Annotated in this window: 15 protein-coding genes; 7 read left to right on the top strand and 8 right to left on the bottom strand. The window is 70.5% G+C overall.

Annotated elements, in window-relative coordinates; all coding sequences use genetic code 11:
- The first annotated feature begins 31 nt into the window (after positions 1-31).
- The 3 genes from HUT18_RS01970 to HUT18_RS01960 all read left to right on the top strand — a co-directional run bounded on the left by HUT18_RS01970 (position 32) and on the right by HUT18_RS01960 (position 2,232).
- On the top strand, positions 32-955 hold the full coding sequence (locus HUT18_RS01970; protein ID WP_176097224.1) for an ABC transporter ATP-binding protein: 924 nt from the start codon (positions 32-34) through the stop codon (positions 953-955).
- Between the two features lies 1 nt (position 956).
- The gene (locus HUT18_RS01965; protein ID WP_176097222.1) at positions 957-1,694 is read left to right on the top strand and encodes an ABC transporter permease; all 738 of its coding nucleotides are present in this window, start codon (positions 957-959) and stop codon (positions 1,692-1,694) included.
- Positions 1,695-1,776: 82 nt separating this feature from the next.
- Positions 1,777-2,232: a hypothetical protein gene (locus tag HUT18_RS01960; RefSeq protein ID WP_176097220.1), complete on the top strand. Its 456-nt coding sequence runs from the start codon at positions 1,777-1,779 to the stop codon at positions 2,230-2,232.
- 114 nt (positions 2,233-2,346) lie between these two features.
- Here HUT18_RS01960 and purB read toward each other — a convergent pair whose 3' ends face one another.
- The 5 genes from purB to HUT18_RS01935 form a co-directional block, all read right to left on the bottom strand.
- Positions 2,347-3,828: an adenylosuccinate lyase gene (gene purB / locus HUT18_RS01955; RefSeq protein ID WP_176097218.1), complete on the bottom strand. Its 1,482-nt coding sequence runs from the start codon at positions 3,826-3,828 to the stop codon at positions 2,347-2,349.
- 55 nt (positions 3,829-3,883) lie between these two features.
- Complete coding sequence (locus HUT18_RS01950; protein ID WP_176097217.1) at positions 3,884-4,696, bottom strand: SGNH/GDSL hydrolase family protein; 813 nt, start codon at positions 4,694-4,696, stop codon at positions 3,884-3,886.
- A 68-nt stretch (positions 4,697-4,764) separates the two neighbouring features.
- Positions 4,765-5,778, bottom strand: coding sequence for a hemolysin family protein (locus tag HUT18_RS01945; RefSeq protein WP_176097215.1), 1,014 nt, complete (start codon positions 5,776-5,778; stop codon positions 4,765-4,767).
- Positions 5,775-7,109 (bottom strand): hemolysin family protein, encoded by a 1,335-nt coding sequence (locus HUT18_RS01940; protein WP_176097213.1) that lies wholly within the window; start codon positions 7,107-7,109, stop codon positions 5,775-5,777. The genes HUT18_RS01945 and HUT18_RS01940 overlap by 4 nt, the downstream gene beginning before the upstream one ends.
- A 250-nt stretch (positions 7,110-7,359) precedes the next feature.
- On the bottom strand, positions 7,360-7,779 hold the full coding sequence (locus HUT18_RS01935) for a GNAT family N-acetyltransferase (protein WP_176097211.1): 420 nt from the start codon (positions 7,777-7,779) through the stop codon (positions 7,360-7,362).
- 175 nt (positions 7,780-7,954) lie between these two features.
- On the opposite strand from HUT18_RS01935, the gene HUT18_RS33465 reads away from it, so the two are divergent.
- From HUT18_RS33465 to HUT18_RS01920, 3 genes are all read left to right on the top strand, one after another.
- Complete coding sequence (locus HUT18_RS33465) at positions 7,955-8,584, top strand: tryptophan 2,3-dioxygenase family protein (RefSeq protein WP_176097209.1); 630 nt, start codon at positions 7,955-7,957, stop codon at positions 8,582-8,584.
- Between the two features lie 82 nt (positions 8,585-8,666).
- The gene (locus HUT18_RS01925; RefSeq protein WP_176097207.1) at positions 8,667-8,894 is read left to right on the top strand and encodes an antitoxin; all 228 of its coding nucleotides are present in this window, start codon (positions 8,667-8,669) and stop codon (positions 8,892-8,894) included.
- Between the two features lie 29 nt (positions 8,895-8,923).
- Positions 8,924-9,262 (top strand): fic family toxin-antitoxin system, toxin component, encoded by a 339-nt coding sequence (locus HUT18_RS01920; protein WP_176104233.1) that lies wholly within the window; start codon positions 8,924-8,926, stop codon positions 9,260-9,262.
- A 27-nt stretch (positions 9,263-9,289) separates the two neighbouring features.
- Here HUT18_RS01920 and bioD read toward each other — a convergent pair whose 3' ends face one another.
- The 3 genes from bioD to bioB are packed head-to-tail and all read right to left on the bottom strand — an operon-like array spanning position 9,290 to position 12,516.
- Entirely contained in the window at positions 9,290-10,012 is a 723-nt protein-coding gene (gene bioD, locus HUT18_RS01915) for a dethiobiotin synthase (protein WP_176097205.1), read from the bottom strand.
- A gap of 55 nt (positions 10,013-10,067) precedes the next feature.
- Positions 10,068-11,333 carry an adenosylmethionine--8-amino-7-oxononanoate transaminase gene (locus HUT18_RS01910; protein ID WP_176097203.1) on the bottom strand — a complete coding sequence of 422 codons (1,266 nt, stop codon included), beginning with the start codon at positions 11,331-11,333 and terminating at the stop codon, positions 10,068-10,070.
- Complete coding sequence (gene bioB / locus HUT18_RS01905; RefSeq protein ID WP_176097201.1) at positions 11,326-12,516, bottom strand: biotin synthase BioB; 1,191 nt, start codon at positions 12,514-12,516, stop codon at positions 11,326-11,328. The genes HUT18_RS01910 and bioB overlap by 8 nt, the downstream gene beginning before the upstream one ends.
- Positions 12,517-12,676: 160 nt before the next feature.
- On the opposite strand from bioB, the gene HUT18_RS01900 reads away from it, so the two are divergent.
- Positions 12,677-13,813, top strand: coding sequence for an 8-amino-7-oxononanoate synthase (locus HUT18_RS01900; RefSeq protein ID WP_176097199.1), 1,137 nt, complete (start codon positions 12,677-12,679; stop codon positions 13,811-13,813).
- Positions 13,814-13,939 lie beyond the last annotated feature (126 nt).

Below are 13,939 nucleotides of genomic sequence, written 5' to 3'. Positions count from 1 at the left end.
GCCGAGGCCGAGAGCCCGCGAGGCTTGAGCCATGACCGCTATCGACGTCTCCCGGCTCAGCAAGCGCTACGGTGACAAGCGAGCGGTGGACGACCTCACCTTCCAGGTGCGGCCCGGCCGGGTCACCGGCTTCCTCGGCCCCAACGGCGCCGGAAAATCCACCACTTTGCGCCTCGTCCTCGGCCTCGACCGCCCCACCTCGGGGTCGGCCACGGTCGGCGGCCGCGCCTACACCGACATCGACGAACCGCTCCGCACCGTCGGCGCACTCCTGGACGCCCAGGCCGCGCACGGCTCGCGCAGCGCGTACCGGCACCTCAGCGCCCTCGCCGTCAGCAACCGACTGCCCCGGACCAGAGTCGACGCGGTCCTGGAAGAGTCCGGGATAGCCTCCGCGGCCGACCGCCGCATCAAGACCTTCTCCTTGGGGATGCGCCAACGCCTGGGTGTAGCGGCCGCGCTGCTCGGCGACCCCGAGGTCGTGATACTCGACGAGCCCGCCAATGGCCTCGACCCCGAAGGCATCGTCTGGATCCGGGAGTTGCTGAGACGGCTGGCCCGCGAGGGCCGGACGGTACTGGTCTCGAGTCATCTGATGAACGAGACGGCCGGGTACGCCGACCATCTCGTCGTCCTCGGGCGCGGCAGACTCCTCGCCGACGCGCCCATGGCTGAATTCCTGCACACCCATGGCGAGAGCGCCGTACGCCTGCGCACCTCCAGGCCGGACCGGCTGCGCCCGGCCCTGGCCCGTGCCGGACACACCGCACTGGAGACCGAGGACGGCACCTTGCGCATCTCCGGCGCCGATGCGGGAGAGATAGGGCAACTGGCCGCCGAGGCCGGAGCACCCCTGCTCGAACTCGCCACCGACACAGCGTCCTTGGAGGACGCCTATTTCGCCCTCACCGAGAAGGAAGCGGAATTCGCCTCCTCGACCCGAACGGAGAACTGAGATGTCCTTCCTCGCGGTCGCGCACGCGGAATGGATCAAGATCCGTTCGGTGCGCGCCAGTTACGGCTCACTGATCGCCGTCTTCGCGGCGACGGTGACCGTCACCCTCCTCGTGTACGCCACCGTCGGCCGCGCCGAGGCCGAGGACGCGACGGGCGACGCCCTCTTCAACGCCTTCTACGCGATGAACTTCGCGCAGATCGCCGCGATCAGTTTCGGCGCCACCGCGGTGTCCTCCGAGTACCTCAGCGGCGCCCTGCGGGTCTCGCTGGGCGCGGTGCCCCGCCGGAGCCTGTTCTACCTCTCGAAGATGACCGTGATCGGGGGCTCCGCACTGCTCACGGGCGTGCTCACCAGCTTCGCTTCCTTCCTTACGGGACAGGCCTTCCTCGGGGAGTACGCTCTGGACCTCGGCGAGGACGGTGCCGTGCGGGCATGCTTCGGCGGCGGCATATATCTGTCCCTGATGGCGCTCTTGGCCGCCGGACTCACGGTGTTGCTGCGCAGCGCGGTGGCCGTACTCAGCATGCTCATCCCGTTCATCCTCATCGTTTCGATGGTGGTCGGCGACATGTCGGGAAACGTCGCGGACTTCCTGCCGGACCGGGCAGGACAGCAGATCCTGTACGGACAGACGGAGGGCTCACTCGGGCCCTGGACCGGGCTCGCGGTCTGTGCCTGTTGGTCGACCGCGGCGCTGCTCGCCGGGTGGTGGGCGCTGCGCAGCAGAGACGCCTGAGGGTGCCGGACCCGGCCGGAGGGTGCGGTGCGGAAATCTGACGTGCCGACAAATGTCGGTCCCAGCCTGTTTACTTGATCCCATGAGCAGCGCACAGCACCTGTCCGTCCTCGATCCGTTGTGTTCGCGCCCCTTCCCGGCGCAGCGCGACGGTTCACCGACGGCGGCGCAGTACGGAGGCCCCGGCTACCTGATACGGATACTGGCCGAGTTCACGGGCACCGAGGAGCACTGGGACACCTCCCCGTACCAGGACCTCCTCGACCAGTGCGAGGCCGAACGCGAAGCACTGGCCCAGCTGCTCGGCGACCGCCACGGCCCGGCGGGTGAATTCCCCTTGCAGGGCGTCCTGTTGCGCACCATGGAGTACGGCGAGGAGATGGACGAACCCTGGGCCTCGCTCAGCGGCCATGTGGAGCACCTGTACCTCTGGCGGCTGGAATCGCTCAACAGATGGCTCGGGCTGGGCACTTCACGCATGGGGGAGGAACTGCCGCCCCGACTCCTCGCGGTGGTGACGGAGACCGACCCGCCCTGAGGCCAGGGGCGGGCGGGAACGGGGGATCGCGTCAGGGAAAGCAGGACGGGGCGCCACACCCGAAGGCGGACGCCCCGTCGATCGGCCCGTCGTTGCGGACGCGGGCCGTGGGAGTCAGAGGATGGCGCCCGGGGTGTAACCGGCTGCCTCCGGTCGCTGCTTGACGATCTCCTGCACCCGGCTCACCACCGAGTCCACCTGGTCGCTCGCGGCTCCGGTGAAGGAGAGCTTGTCGGCCATGAGCGCGTCCAACTGGTCGCGGTCCAGGGGGATACGGGAGTCGGCGGCCAGCTTGTCGAGGAGTTCGTTGCGCTCGGCGCCCTGCTCGCGCATCGCCAGGGCGCAGGCGACCGCGTTCTCCTTGATCGCCTCGTGCGCGACCTCGCGGCCGACACCGGCGCGTACCGAGGCCATGAGCACCTTGGTGGTGGCCAGGAAGGGCAGGTAGCGGTCGAGTTCGCGGGCGACTACCGCGGGGAAGGCACCGAACTCGTCGAGGACCGTCAGGAAGGTCTCCAGCAGACCGTCCAGGGCGAAGAAGGCGTCCGGCAGGGCGACGCGGCGCACCACCGAGCAGGAGACATCGCCCTCGTTCCACTGGTCGCCCGCCAGCTCGCCGGTCATCGAGGCGTAGCCGCGCAGGATCACCATCAGGCCGTTGACGCGCTCGCAGGAGCGGGTGTTCATCTTGTGCGGCATGGCCGAGGAGCCGACCTGGCCCGGCTTGAAGCCCTCGGTGACCAGCTCGTGCCCGGCCATCAGCCGGATCGTCTTCGCCAGCGAGGAGGGCGCGGCGGCGAGCTGGACCAGAGTGGTGACCACCTCGTAGTCCAGGGAGCGCGGGTAGACCTGCCCGACGGAGGTGAAGGCCTGCGAGAAGCCGAGGTGGGAGGCGATGCGCTGCTCGAGGCCGGCGAGCTTGGCCGGATCGCCGCCGAGCAGGTCGAGCATGTCCTGAGCGGTGCCGACCGGGCCCTTGATGCCGCGCAGCGGGTAGCGGCCGAGGAGCTCCTCGAGCCGGGCGTAGCCGACGAGGAGTTCGTCGGCGCCGGTCGCGAACCGCTTGCCGAGGGTGATCGCCTGGGCGGCGACGTTGTGCGAGCGGCCCGCCATGACCAGTTCGCCGTACTCGGCGGACAGCTTGCCGAGCCGGGCCAGTACCGCCACCGCCCGGTCCCGTACGAGTTCGAGAGAGAGGCGGACCTGGAGCTGCTCGACGTTCTCGGTGAGGTCGCGCGAGGTCATGCCCTTGTGCACGTGCTCGTGACCGGCGAGGGCGTTGAACTCCTCGATGCGGGCCTTCACATCATGCCGGGTGACCTTCTCGCGTTCGGCGATGGAGGCCAGGTCGACCTGGTCCAGGACTCGCTCGTAGTCGGCGAGCGCGGCTTCCGGCACATCGATGCCGAGGTCCCGCTGAGCACGGAGCACGGCCAGCCAGAGCTGCCGTTCCAGGCGCACCTTGTGCTCGGGCGACCACAGGGTGGCCAGCTCGGCCGAGGCATAGCGGCCGGCCAGGACGTTCGGGATACGGGGCTTCGCAGACGCAGTCACGAAAGGGAATTCTACTCGTCGATTTGTGCAGGCCAGCGCCATGCGTCCGGTCGTCGGAAGCTACGAGAGCCCTGTCACGTCGGCCGGGTCGCCCGCGTCAGTGCCCCAGGGCCGCGGCCCTCTCGCCCGGCTCGTCGCCGAGTCCCTGATACGGGAGCAGTTCGGGGTGCTTCGCGGCGCGGCCGTCGCCGGAGGAACGGCCGGTGAGGCGGCGTCCGATCCACGGGAGCAGATGGACCCGGACGAAACGCGCGTCGGCGGTGCGCCGGGCGGCCCACCCCGGGCGCTCGGCGGGCGGCAGGGCGGCCTGCCAGTCCTCCTGCGGAGCGAGGCCGAGCGACTGCCAGACCGCTTCCGCCACCCGCCGGTGTCCTTCGCCGGTGAGATGGAGCCGGTCGACGTGCCACATGCGCTGGTCGGCGAGCGCGGCACAGCCGTACAGGTCGACCAGCGCGGTGTCGTGCCGCGCGGCCAGGGCTTCCAGGACGGCGAACAGCTCCTCCATGCGCGGTCGAAGGCGTTCCAGGAAGGGCCCGTTGCGTCCGGGGCTGCGCATCAGGACCAGCTTCTTGCAGCTGGGCGCGAGCCGTTCGACCGCCTCTTCGAGATGGGCGCGTACCAGGCCCATGTCGCAGCGCGGGCGCAGTGCGTCGTTGAGTCCGCCGACCAGGGTCACCACGTCGGCGTTCATGGCGACGGCGGCGTCGACCTGCTCCTCGACGATCTGCCCGATGAGCTTGCCGCGGACGGCGAGATTGGCGTAGCGGAACTCCGGGTCCGCGGCCGCGAAACGGGCGGCGAGGAGATCGGCCCAGCCACGGTACGAGCCGTCCGGCAGGAGGTCGGACATTCCCTCGGTGAAGCTGTCGCCGAGGGCGACGAGACTGGTGTATTTCGCATCCATCTCCATGACGCGCACGATCGTAGCGTGGGTGCGGGCCCCGGCCGGAGCCGAGGCCCGCACCCCCTGCGAGTCCGTCAGGCGGGCTGTCGGAACAGCACTCGCAGCACGTCCTCCATGGTCACCAGACCGGCAAGCCGCCCGTCCGCGCCGAGCACGGCGGCGAGGTGGGTGCGGCTGCCGCGCATGGCGGCGAGCACCTCGTCGAGCGGGGTCGCCTCACGCACCCGCGCGATGGACCGCATGTCCCGGATCTGGAAGGGCACATCGGCGGGCATGGCGTCGAGCGCGTCCTTCACGTGGAGATAGCCGATGATCCGGCGCCCGTCGTCGACCACCGGGAACCGCGAGAAGCCGGTCTCGGCGGAGAGGCTCTCGAGCTGTTCCGGGGTCACCCCGAGGCTCACGTACACGACTCTCTCCAGCGGCAGCACGACATCGCGCACCGGGCGGCGCCGCAGGTCGAGCGCCTCGCGGAGCCTGGCCTCGGCACGGTTGTCGATCAGGCCCGCCGCCGAGGAGTCGTTGACCAAGCGGGCGAGTTCGTCGTCCGAGAAGGTCGCGGCGACCTCGCCCTTGGCCTGCACCCGCAGCAGCTTGAGCAGGGCGTTGGCGAAGGCGTTGATCGTGACGATCACCGGGTGCAGGGTCCGCGCCATCGCCACCAGGGCGGGCCCGAGCAGCAGTGCGCTGCGGATCGGTTCGGCCAGCGCGATGTTCTTCGGGATCATCTCGCCGAGCAGCATGTGCAGATACGTGGCCACGGCGAGCGCGAGCGCGAACGAGACCGGGTGCACGAATCCGTGCGGTACCCCGAGGCTGTCGAAGGCCGGTTCGAGGAGATGGGCGAGCGCGGGTTCGGCCACCACACCGAGCACCAGGGTGCACAGCGTGATGCCGAGCTGCGCCGCGGCGAGCACGTCCGAGACATTGCGCAGGCCCCACAGCACGCTGCGCGCACGCCGGTCGCCGCGTTCGGCCAGCGGTTCGATCTGGCTGCGGCGTACCGAGACCAGGGCGAACTCGGCGCCGACGAAGAAGGCGTTGGCCACGAGGGTGGCGAGGGCGATCAGGAGTTGTACCGCGGTCACCGTTCCTCCTCGTCCTGGGTGGAGGCGGTGGCCGGGGCGTGCAGCACCACACGTGCCGCGCGATGCCCGGCGGCGTCGGCGACCTCCAGCCGCCACCCGGCCACGTCCAGGCTGTCGCCCCGGACGGGTATCCGGCCGAGCCTGGTCGCCACGAGCCCGGCGAGCGTCTCGTACGGGCCCTCGGGCGCGTGCAGTCCGACCCGGGCGAGCTGGTCCATACGGGCCGCACCGTCGGCGGACCAGCGGGCCCGGCCCTCGTCGTCGAGACCGGCGGGCGCGAGGTCGGGCGTCTCGTGCGGGTCGTGCTCGTCCCGCACCTCGCCGACGACCTCCTCCACGATGTCCTCCAGGGTGGCCACCCCGGCTGTGCCGCCGTACTCGTCTATGACCACCGCCATGGTGCGGCGGCCCGAGATCCGGTCCAGGAGCCGGTCCACGGACAGCGTCTCGGGAACGAGCAGGGGCTCGCGCATCAAGGTGGCCACGGGCCGGGTGAGCCGGTGTTCGGCGGGTACCGCGAGGACGTCCTTGATGTGGGCGATGCCGACGACCGAGTCGAGGTTGCCGCGGTACACGGGGAACCGGGAGAGACCGGTGGCCCGGGTGGCGTTGGCGACGTCCTCGCAGGTGGCCTGGGCGTCGAGGGCCATCACCTGCACCCGTGGGGTCATCACGTTCTCCGCGGTGAGCCCCGTGAGGCTCAGGGTGCGTACGAAGCGCTCCGCGGTGTCGGGTTCGAGGGCGCCCTCTTTGGCCGAGTGCCGGGCGAGCGCCATCAGCTCCTGGGGTCCGCGCGCGGAGGCGAGTTCCTCGGTGGGTTCGATGCCGAAGCGCCGTACGGCCCTGTTGGCGGTGTTGTTGAGGTGGTTGATGAAGGGGCGGAAGGTGGTGCTGAACCAGCGCTGGGGCGTGGCCACGCGCTTGGCCACCGCCAGCGGTGTGGAGATCGCCCAGTTCTTGGGCACCAGCTCGCCGACGATCATCAGAAAGACCGTCGACAGGGCCGTGCCCAGGATGAGGGAGACCGAACGGGAGGCGCCGTGCGAAAGACCCAGGTCTTCGAGCGGCCCGGCGATCAGCTTGGAGATGGACGGCTCGGAGAGCATGCCGACCACCAGATTGGTCACGGTGATGCCGAGCTGGGCGCCGGAGAGTTCGAAGGTGAGCTGCCGGGTGGCCTTCAGCGCGCTACGGGCGCCGCGCTCTCCGCGTTCGACGGCGCGTTCGAGTTCGCTGCGCTCGACGGTGGTGAGCGAGAACTCCGCGGCGACGAAGGCACCGCAGGCCAGGGCCAGGAGTACCGCCACCGCGAGAAGGAGCAGTTCGGTCATCGGTTCACCTCCGTCCCATGGTGGGTCAGGGCAGGAGGTTGTGCGCGATGTCGCGTACTGGGAGGTTCGCCCACGGCGGGACTCTCACACCTTTCGTTTCCTGGTCGTGGAGGTATGGCACCCTCATGGTAAAGGGACGGCAAAGCGCTCGTGGAGGGGGTTCGCCGCGGCAGTGATCGCTCGCGGCTGCGGGGTACGGTCCGCCGCTTCGGTGGCGAAGCGGCTTCACCTCCGCTGAGTATCGCGTGCGCTACAGCGGCTTGACCCAGCGCCGCCAGTGGCCCTCGCGATGGAATCCGGCAGCGGCCCAGGTGTGGTGCGCCTGTTCGTTGGTTTCGAGGACCATGGCGTCGACGCGCCGCCCGCCCAGGCTGGTGAATCGCTGTTCCGCCGCTTCGAGCAGGGCGGTGGCGATGCCTTGGCGGCGGTGGTCCGGGTGTACGGCCAGGCGGTAGGCGGAGCATCGCCAACCGTCGAAACCAGCTATGACGGTCCCCGTGAGAACACCGCCACGCTCTGCGAGGAGCAGGGCTTCGGGGTCCGTGGTGAGGAGCCGGGCCACTCCGTCGCGGTCGTCGCTGATGCTCGTTCCTTCGGCCGCCTCGCGCCAGAACCGCAACACGGTGTCGATGTCCGCGAGAGCGGCGTGGCGAATGTCGAGATCACTCATGGGGCGAGCCAAGCAGAGCGCCGGCCGGTGTGGCGAACGGCTTTCCGTATCGAGGGATCGAGAGGTGCGCCCGGTCCCGGGTTCACGTGTGTCCCGCTGCCCTGGTCAGGACACCACTATCGGGTAAGGCCTGGTGGGGTCATGCGTCGAGTGGTGCGGACGTGACGCAGAACCAATGATGGAGAAGGTGAGCTCACGCGATGCGCAGCACACCCCCTACGCCCGCTATCTGTACCTGACCGACCTGCTGAGCCTCCAGCGCCCGCGCACGTCCGACACCGGCTCGGCCCAGTGGGCTGACGAACGGTTCTTCATCACTGTCCACCAGTGCGCCGAAGTGCTGGCAAGCCAAGCCCTGGAGGACCTGAGGCAAGCGGCCCGTAGAGCTGACGACCGCATCGCTGTGAGCATCGTCCATCGGGTCGGTGCGGTCCTCGCGATTCTGGAAGAGCACCTTGCTCTTCTGAACTACCTGGAGACGGCGAGCTTCGCCTGCTTCCGTCCGCTGCTCGAGGATGCCAGCGGCGGACAGTCGTATCAGTTCGCCGCGCTTTTCAGACGAATCGAGGCACCGTTCTGCGCGGTACGCCCACCTGCTGCTGCCGTGTCCCGCGAACTCGGCGAGGCGCTGGCTGCGTTGCGCGCCGCGGTGACCAGATGGCGTGTTCGGCATCTGCTTCTTGTCGAACGGCTGATCGGCGACAGTCCGGGAACGGATGGAACGGACGGCCTCGCCTACCTCAGGTCCTTGATCCCCCTCCCTCCGCATGGTGCGCCTATTGATGCGCCGATCGCAGAGCGCTGATCGCCGCGCCGCTGCGCGCGGCGACGCAGGCGCCCCCGCGCGCCCCTTGCGGATGCTAGCGAGATGGCGCTAGCTTCGAAGCATGGCCAAGACGCAGTTGAATGTACGCGTGGACGAGGTGACCGCCCGTGCCGCGCGGGAGCGAGCGGGGGCCCGAGGCATGAGTGTCAACAAGTACATCGAAGAGCTCGTCCGGCAGGACGTGGGCGAGGCGGGGCACGCCTTCGTCCAGGCGGCGTCCGACTTCATGAAGCAGTACGAGTCGGTCTTCGCGGAGGAGTTCGGCACGGAGCGCGAAGGCCGCCGTTGAACCTGCGGATCGATCTCGCCTGGCTTCTCATGGTCGCCGAACAGAACACGCCCGGTGATCCCCAGGTCACCGACTGGGGCTCGCTCGTCGCCGCCGTCAGCAGGCACGAGGCGGAGATATTCGGCGTGGCCGTGTACGACACCCCGCACACCCGGGCGGCGGCGCTGCTCCAGCAACTGCTGCACGTCCCGGCGCTGGAACGCTCCAACGCCATGTTCGCCACGGCTGTCGCCTACGCCTACCTGGTGGCCAGCGGACTGAAGGTGCACACCTCGCCGGAGCAGGTCCGCGACCTCGCACGCCTGGTGAAGACGGGCGAGGCCGGGGTACTCGACATCGCCGCGCGGCTGCGCACCTGGAGCCTGTGAGGCACAGCCGTGCGCCCGGCTCGCGGCTCAGGCGGCGGGTGCCTCGCGCGCGGTGAACGCGTCGGCCTGCCAGGTGCCGTGCAGTTCCGGCGCGAGCCAACTCGTCGCGGCTACGCGGAAGTCGACAGGACGCAGGGACCCGGCGCCCTCCGGCAGGGCGCCGAGCAGCGGCGCCCCTGCCACCTCGGGCAGGTCCACGAGATTGCAACGCTCGGCGAGCCCCGGCTGCCGGGGCCAGCTCCCCACCACAAGCCCGCGCAGTTCGACCTCGCGGGCACGCAGGGCCTCGGCGCTCAGCTCGGCCGTGTTCAGCGTGCCGAGTCCGGCACTGGCCACCAGCACCACGGGGGCGCCGAGCAGCCTCGCCGCCTCGGCGAGCGTGTTCCCCGCCTCGTCGAACCGTACGAGCAGTCCGCCCGCGCCCTCGACCAGGACCAGATCGTGCTCGGCGGCGAGTTTCTGCGCGGCCTCGGCGATCTCCAGGGGCGTCACCGTGGCCATACCGGCCCGGCGCGCGGCCGTCGCGGGAGCCAGGGGTTCGGGATAGCGGACCAGTTCGGCCGTCGTCACGGGGCCGCCGAGCCGGGCCACCTCCGCCGCATCGCCTGCCTCGCCCACGGCGATCCCGGTCTGCGCGGGCTTGAGCACCGCGACCGAGCGCCCGGCCGCCAGCGCGGCCGCGGCCATCGCCGCGGTCGTCACCGTCTTGCCGATTTCCGTTCCGGTCCCCGAGAGCATCACAACGGTCAACTCAACACACCTCTCCCTGACTTGGCGCGGGTCCCTGTCCTCCGTCCCGGAAGGACTATCCGGCCCTTGCCGCGCTGCGCACCGCGCGAGCGATCCGTACCACGTCCTCGTCGCCCGACACAAAAGGCGGCATGGTGTAGAGCAGATCGCGGAACGGGCGCAGCCACACACCCTCGGCCCTCGCGGCCCGGGTCGCCGCCTCGACGTCCACCGGATGATCGAGCTGTACGACCCCGATCGCGCCAAGGACCCGCACCTCGCGTACGCCCGGCAGCTCCCGTGCCTCGGCGAGCCCGTCGCGCAGACCCGACTCGATGCGACGCACCTCGGCCTGCCAGTCGTACGAAAGCAGCAGGTCGACGGAGGCCTGGGCGACGGCGGTGGCCAGCGGATTGCCCATGAACGTGGGGCCGTGCGCGAGCACCGGCACCTCGCCCTGCGAAATGCCGTCGGCGACACGCGGGGTGCACAGGGTCGCGCCGAGCGTGAGATAGCCGCCGGTCAGCGCCTTGCCGACGCACATGACATCGGGGGTCACACCGGCATGGTCGGCGGCGAAGAGAGCGCCGGTCCGTCCGAAGCCGGTCGCGATCTCGTCGAAGACGAGCAGCACGTCGTTGGCGTCGCAGGCCTCGCGCAGCACCCGCAGATACGCGGGGGAGTGGAAGCGCATGCCGCCCGCGCCCTGCACCACGGGCTCGACGATCACCGCGGCGATCTCGTCGGCCTGCCGTGCGATGGCCTCGCGCAGGTGCTCGGCGTACGTCTCCTCGTACTCGGCCGGGGGCGCGTCGGCGAAGATCTGGCGCGGCAGCGCGCCCGACCACAGCTCGTGCATGCCACCGACCGGATCGCAGACCGACATCGGCTGCCAGGTGTCCCCGTGGTAGCCGCCGCGCCAGGTCAGCAGGCGGCGTTTCTCCGGTCGGCCCAGCGAACGCCAGTACTGGAGCGTCATCTTGATGGCCACCTCGACCGACACCGAACCGGAGTCGGCGAGGAAGACGTGTTCCAGGCCCTCCGGCGTGATGTCGACGAGGGTCTTGGCCAGCCGCACGGCGGGCTCGTGGGTGAGTCCGCCGAACATGACGTGGCTCATCCGGTCGAGCTGGGTGCGCACCGCCTCGTTGAGCACCGGGTGGTTGTAGCCGTGGATCGCGGCCCACCAGGAGGACATGCCGTCCACCAGCTCGCCGCCGTCCCCGGCCAGCCGGAGCCGGACACCGCTCGCCGATTCCACGACGAGCGGGTCCTGACGCCCTGGCATGGGGCTGTACGGATGCCAGACGTGCCGACGGTCGAGGTCGAGCAGGTCACGCATTGGGCGCCAGGTCGGTGCCCGCACCGCGGCGGCGGACGGCCACCAGGTCGGTACGCGCGCCGTTCTCGGACTCCGCGGCGGGCTGCTCGACGGCAGGCTGCTCGGCGGCGGGCTCGCTGCCGCAGACGCCACCGCCGCCCGAGCCGCACGGGCCGCTGCCGCACGCGTCCCCGGCGTCGGCGCGGTGCTCGGGCAGGGTCACGGTGTCCGCGCCCTCCACCTCGAAGCCCGCGTCGGCGATCATGTCCAGGTCGGCCTTGCCGGCCTGGCCCTCACTGGTGAGGTAGTCGCCGAGGAAGATCGAGTTGGCCAGGTGCAGCGCCAGCGGCTGCATCGAGCGCAGGTGCACCTCGCGCCCGCCCGCGATGCGGACCTCGACGTCGGGGCAGACGAACCGGACCATCGCCAGGATGCGCAGGCAGTGCTGCGGGGTGAGGTGCCACTCCTTGGCCAGCGGGGTGCCCTCGAACGGGATCAGGAAGTTCACCGGCACCGAGTCCGGGTCGAGCTCACGCAGCGAGAACACCACGTCGACCAGGTCCTCGTTGCTCTCACCCATGCCCGCGATCAGACCGGAGCAGGCGGAAAGGCCCGCCGACTGGGCCTGCTGCACGGTGTCCACGCGGTCCTCGTAGGTGTGCGTGGTGGTGATCTTGCCGTACGTGTTCTCGGACGTGTTCAGGTTGTGGTTGTACGCGTCGGCGCCCGCGGTACGCAGCCGCTCGGCCTGGCCCTCGGACAGCAGACCGAGGCAGGCGCAGACCTCGACGCCCTCGTTCGCTTCCTTGATGGCCCCGATGGTCTTGGAGACCCGGTCCACGTCACGGTCGGTCGGACCACGGCCGCTGGCGACCAGACAGACCCGCTTGGCGCCACCGGCCACACCCGCGGCGGCGGCCTTGGAGGCCTCCTCCGGCTTCAGCCAGGTGTATTTGAGGATGCCCGCCTCGGAGTTGAGCCGCTGCGAACAGTAGGAACAGTCCTCGGGGCACAGGCCCGACTTGAGGTTGACGAGATAGTTGAGTTTGACCCGGCGCCCGAACCACTGGCGGCGTACCTTGCCGGCCGCGGCCACTACGTCCAGGATCTCGTCGTCGGATGTGGCCAATACGGCCAGCGCCTCTTCACGGCTCGGCAGCTCGCGCCGCAGCCCCTTGTCCACCAGCGTGTTGAGCAAGTCCATGGGGCCGATCCTCGCTCACACCCGGCGCCTCGGCCAAGGTGGAAATGCACAAGAGCAGCTCTGTGACGTGTGGACATTGCCACACGCGGGGAGCCTGGCCCTCGGGCTAGGGTCTGTGCGTTGCCTACAAAACCTTTGTGTGTCAAGGCCGGAGGAGCGCATGGCTGGACCTTTCGACTGGATCGACGAGCAGGCGCTCGGGCGGCGCCGGGCCGGTCTGGTCCGCAGCCTGCGCCCGCGCCCCGCCGACTCCCCGCTGGTCGACCTCGCGGGCAACGACTACCTGGGGCTCACCCGGCACCCCGAGGTCACCGCCGCGGCGGCCGAGGCGGCGCTCGCCTGGGGCGGGGGTTCCACGGGCTCCCGGCTGGTGACCGGTTCCACCTCACTGCACGCGGAACTGGAACGGGAACTCGCGGCGTTCTGCGGATTCGAGTCGGCCCTCGTGCTGTCCTCCGGTTACGCGGCCAATCTGGCCGCCGTCACCGCGCTCGCCCCGCACGGTTCCCTGATCGTCTCGGACGCCGCCAACCACGCTTCGCTGATCGACGGCTGCCGTCTGGCCCGGGGCACCACCCAGGTGGTCGGGCACCGCGACGTGGAAGCCGTACGCAAGACGCTGGACACCCACCAGGGCACGGCCGTTGTGGTGTCCGACTCGGTGTTCTCGGTCGACGGCGACGCGGCCCCGCTCGGCGAGCTCGCGGCGGCCTGCCGGGAGTTCGGCGCCGGGCTCTTGGTGGACGACGCGCACGGCCTCGGCGTGCTCGGGCCCGGCGGGCGCGGCGCACCTGCCGCCGCCGGACTCGCGGGCGCGCCCGATGTGGTCACGACGGTCACCCTGTCCAAGTCGCTCGGCAGCCAGGGCGGTGCCGTACTCGGCCCGGCCCATGTCATCGACCACCTCGTGAACACGGCGCGGACGCTGATATTCGACACCGGCCTCGCGCCCGCGGCGGTGGCCGCCGCGCACCAGGCCCTGCGGATCCTGGCCCGCGAACCGCAGCGCGCGGCGCGCGCCGGTGAGGTGGCGCGCGAGCTGCACACCCGGCTGACCGAGGCGGGCCTGCAAGCGGTACGCCCCGACGCGGCGGTGGTCTCGGTGCGCGCGCCCTCGCCCGACAAGGCCTTCCGCTGGGCCGCGGACTGCCGCGAGAACGGCCTGTCGGTCGGCTGCTTCCGCCCGCCGTCGGTGCCCGACGGTGTCTCCCGGCTGCGGCTCACCGCGCGGGCCGATCTGACCGGCGAGCAGATCGCCGAGGCGGTCCGTGTGATCACCCGTACGGCGCCCGTCTGAGTCGTCCCGTACGGCCCGTGATGCGGGCCGTATCCGCAGGTCGTGGCGGTGCGGGGGAGTCGCGGGGCAGATTCACCGCATCGGGGGACAGTTGCCCGCACGTCCGGGTGGCCGGGCCTCGGGCGG

It is taken from the genome of Streptomyces sp. NA04227 (genome assembly GCF_013364195.1).
Classification (GTDB): domain Bacteria; phylum Actinomycetota; class Actinomycetes; order Streptomycetales; family Streptomycetaceae; genus Streptomyces.
The sequence above is the reverse complement of the archived record's forward strand: the minus strand, read 5'-3'. Positions and strand labels throughout refer to the sequence as shown.

Excerpts from the sequence above, each read along its gene's own strand:
- HUT18_RS01970 (WP_176097224.1), top strand. The coding sequence starts at position 32 with ATGACCGCTATCGACGTCTCCCGGCTCAGCAAGCGCTACGGTGACAAG.
- HUT18_RS01965 (WP_176097222.1), top strand. The coding sequence starts at position 957 with ATGTCCTTCCTCGCGGTCGCGCACGCGGAATGGATCAAGATCCGTTCG.
- HUT18_RS01960 (WP_176097220.1), top strand. The coding sequence starts at position 1,777 with ATGAGCAGCGCACAGCACCTGTCCGTCCTCGATCCGTTGTGTTCGCGC.
- purB (WP_176097218.1), bottom strand. The coding sequence starts at position 3,828 with ATGGCGCTGGCCTGCACAAATCGACGAGTAGAATTCCCTTTCGTGACT.
- HUT18_RS01950 (WP_176097217.1), bottom strand. The coding sequence starts at position 4,696 with ATGGAGATGGATGCGAAATACACCAGTCTCGTCGCCCTCGGCGACAGC.
- HUT18_RS01940 (WP_176097213.1), bottom strand. The coding sequence starts at position 7,109 with ATGACCGAACTGCTCCTTCTCGCGGTGGCGGTACTCCTGGCCCTGGCC.
- HUT18_RS01935 (WP_176097211.1), bottom strand. The coding sequence starts at position 7,779 with ATGAGTGATCTCGACATTCGCCACGCCGCTCTCGCGGACATCGACACC.
- HUT18_RS33465 (WP_176097209.1), top strand. The coding sequence starts at position 7,955 with ATGATGGAGAAGGTGAGCTCACGCGATGCGCAGCACACCCCCTACGCC.
- HUT18_RS01925 (WP_176097207.1), top strand. The coding sequence starts at position 8,667 with ATGGCCAAGACGCAGTTGAATGTACGCGTGGACGAGGTGACCGCCCGT.
- HUT18_RS01920 (WP_176104233.1), top strand. The coding sequence starts at position 8,924 with ATGGTCGCCGAACAGAACACGCCCGGTGATCCCCAGGTCACCGACTGG.
- HUT18_RS01910 (WP_176097203.1), bottom strand. The coding sequence starts at position 11,333 with ATGCGTGACCTGCTCGACCTCGACCGTCGGCACGTCTGGCATCCGTAC.
- bioB (WP_176097201.1), bottom strand. The coding sequence starts at position 12,516 with ATGGACTTGCTCAACACGCTGGTGGACAAGGGGCTGCGGCGCGAGCTG.
- HUT18_RS01900 (WP_176097199.1), top strand. The coding sequence starts at position 12,677 with ATGGCTGGACCTTTCGACTGGATCGACGAGCAGGCGCTCGGGCGGCGC.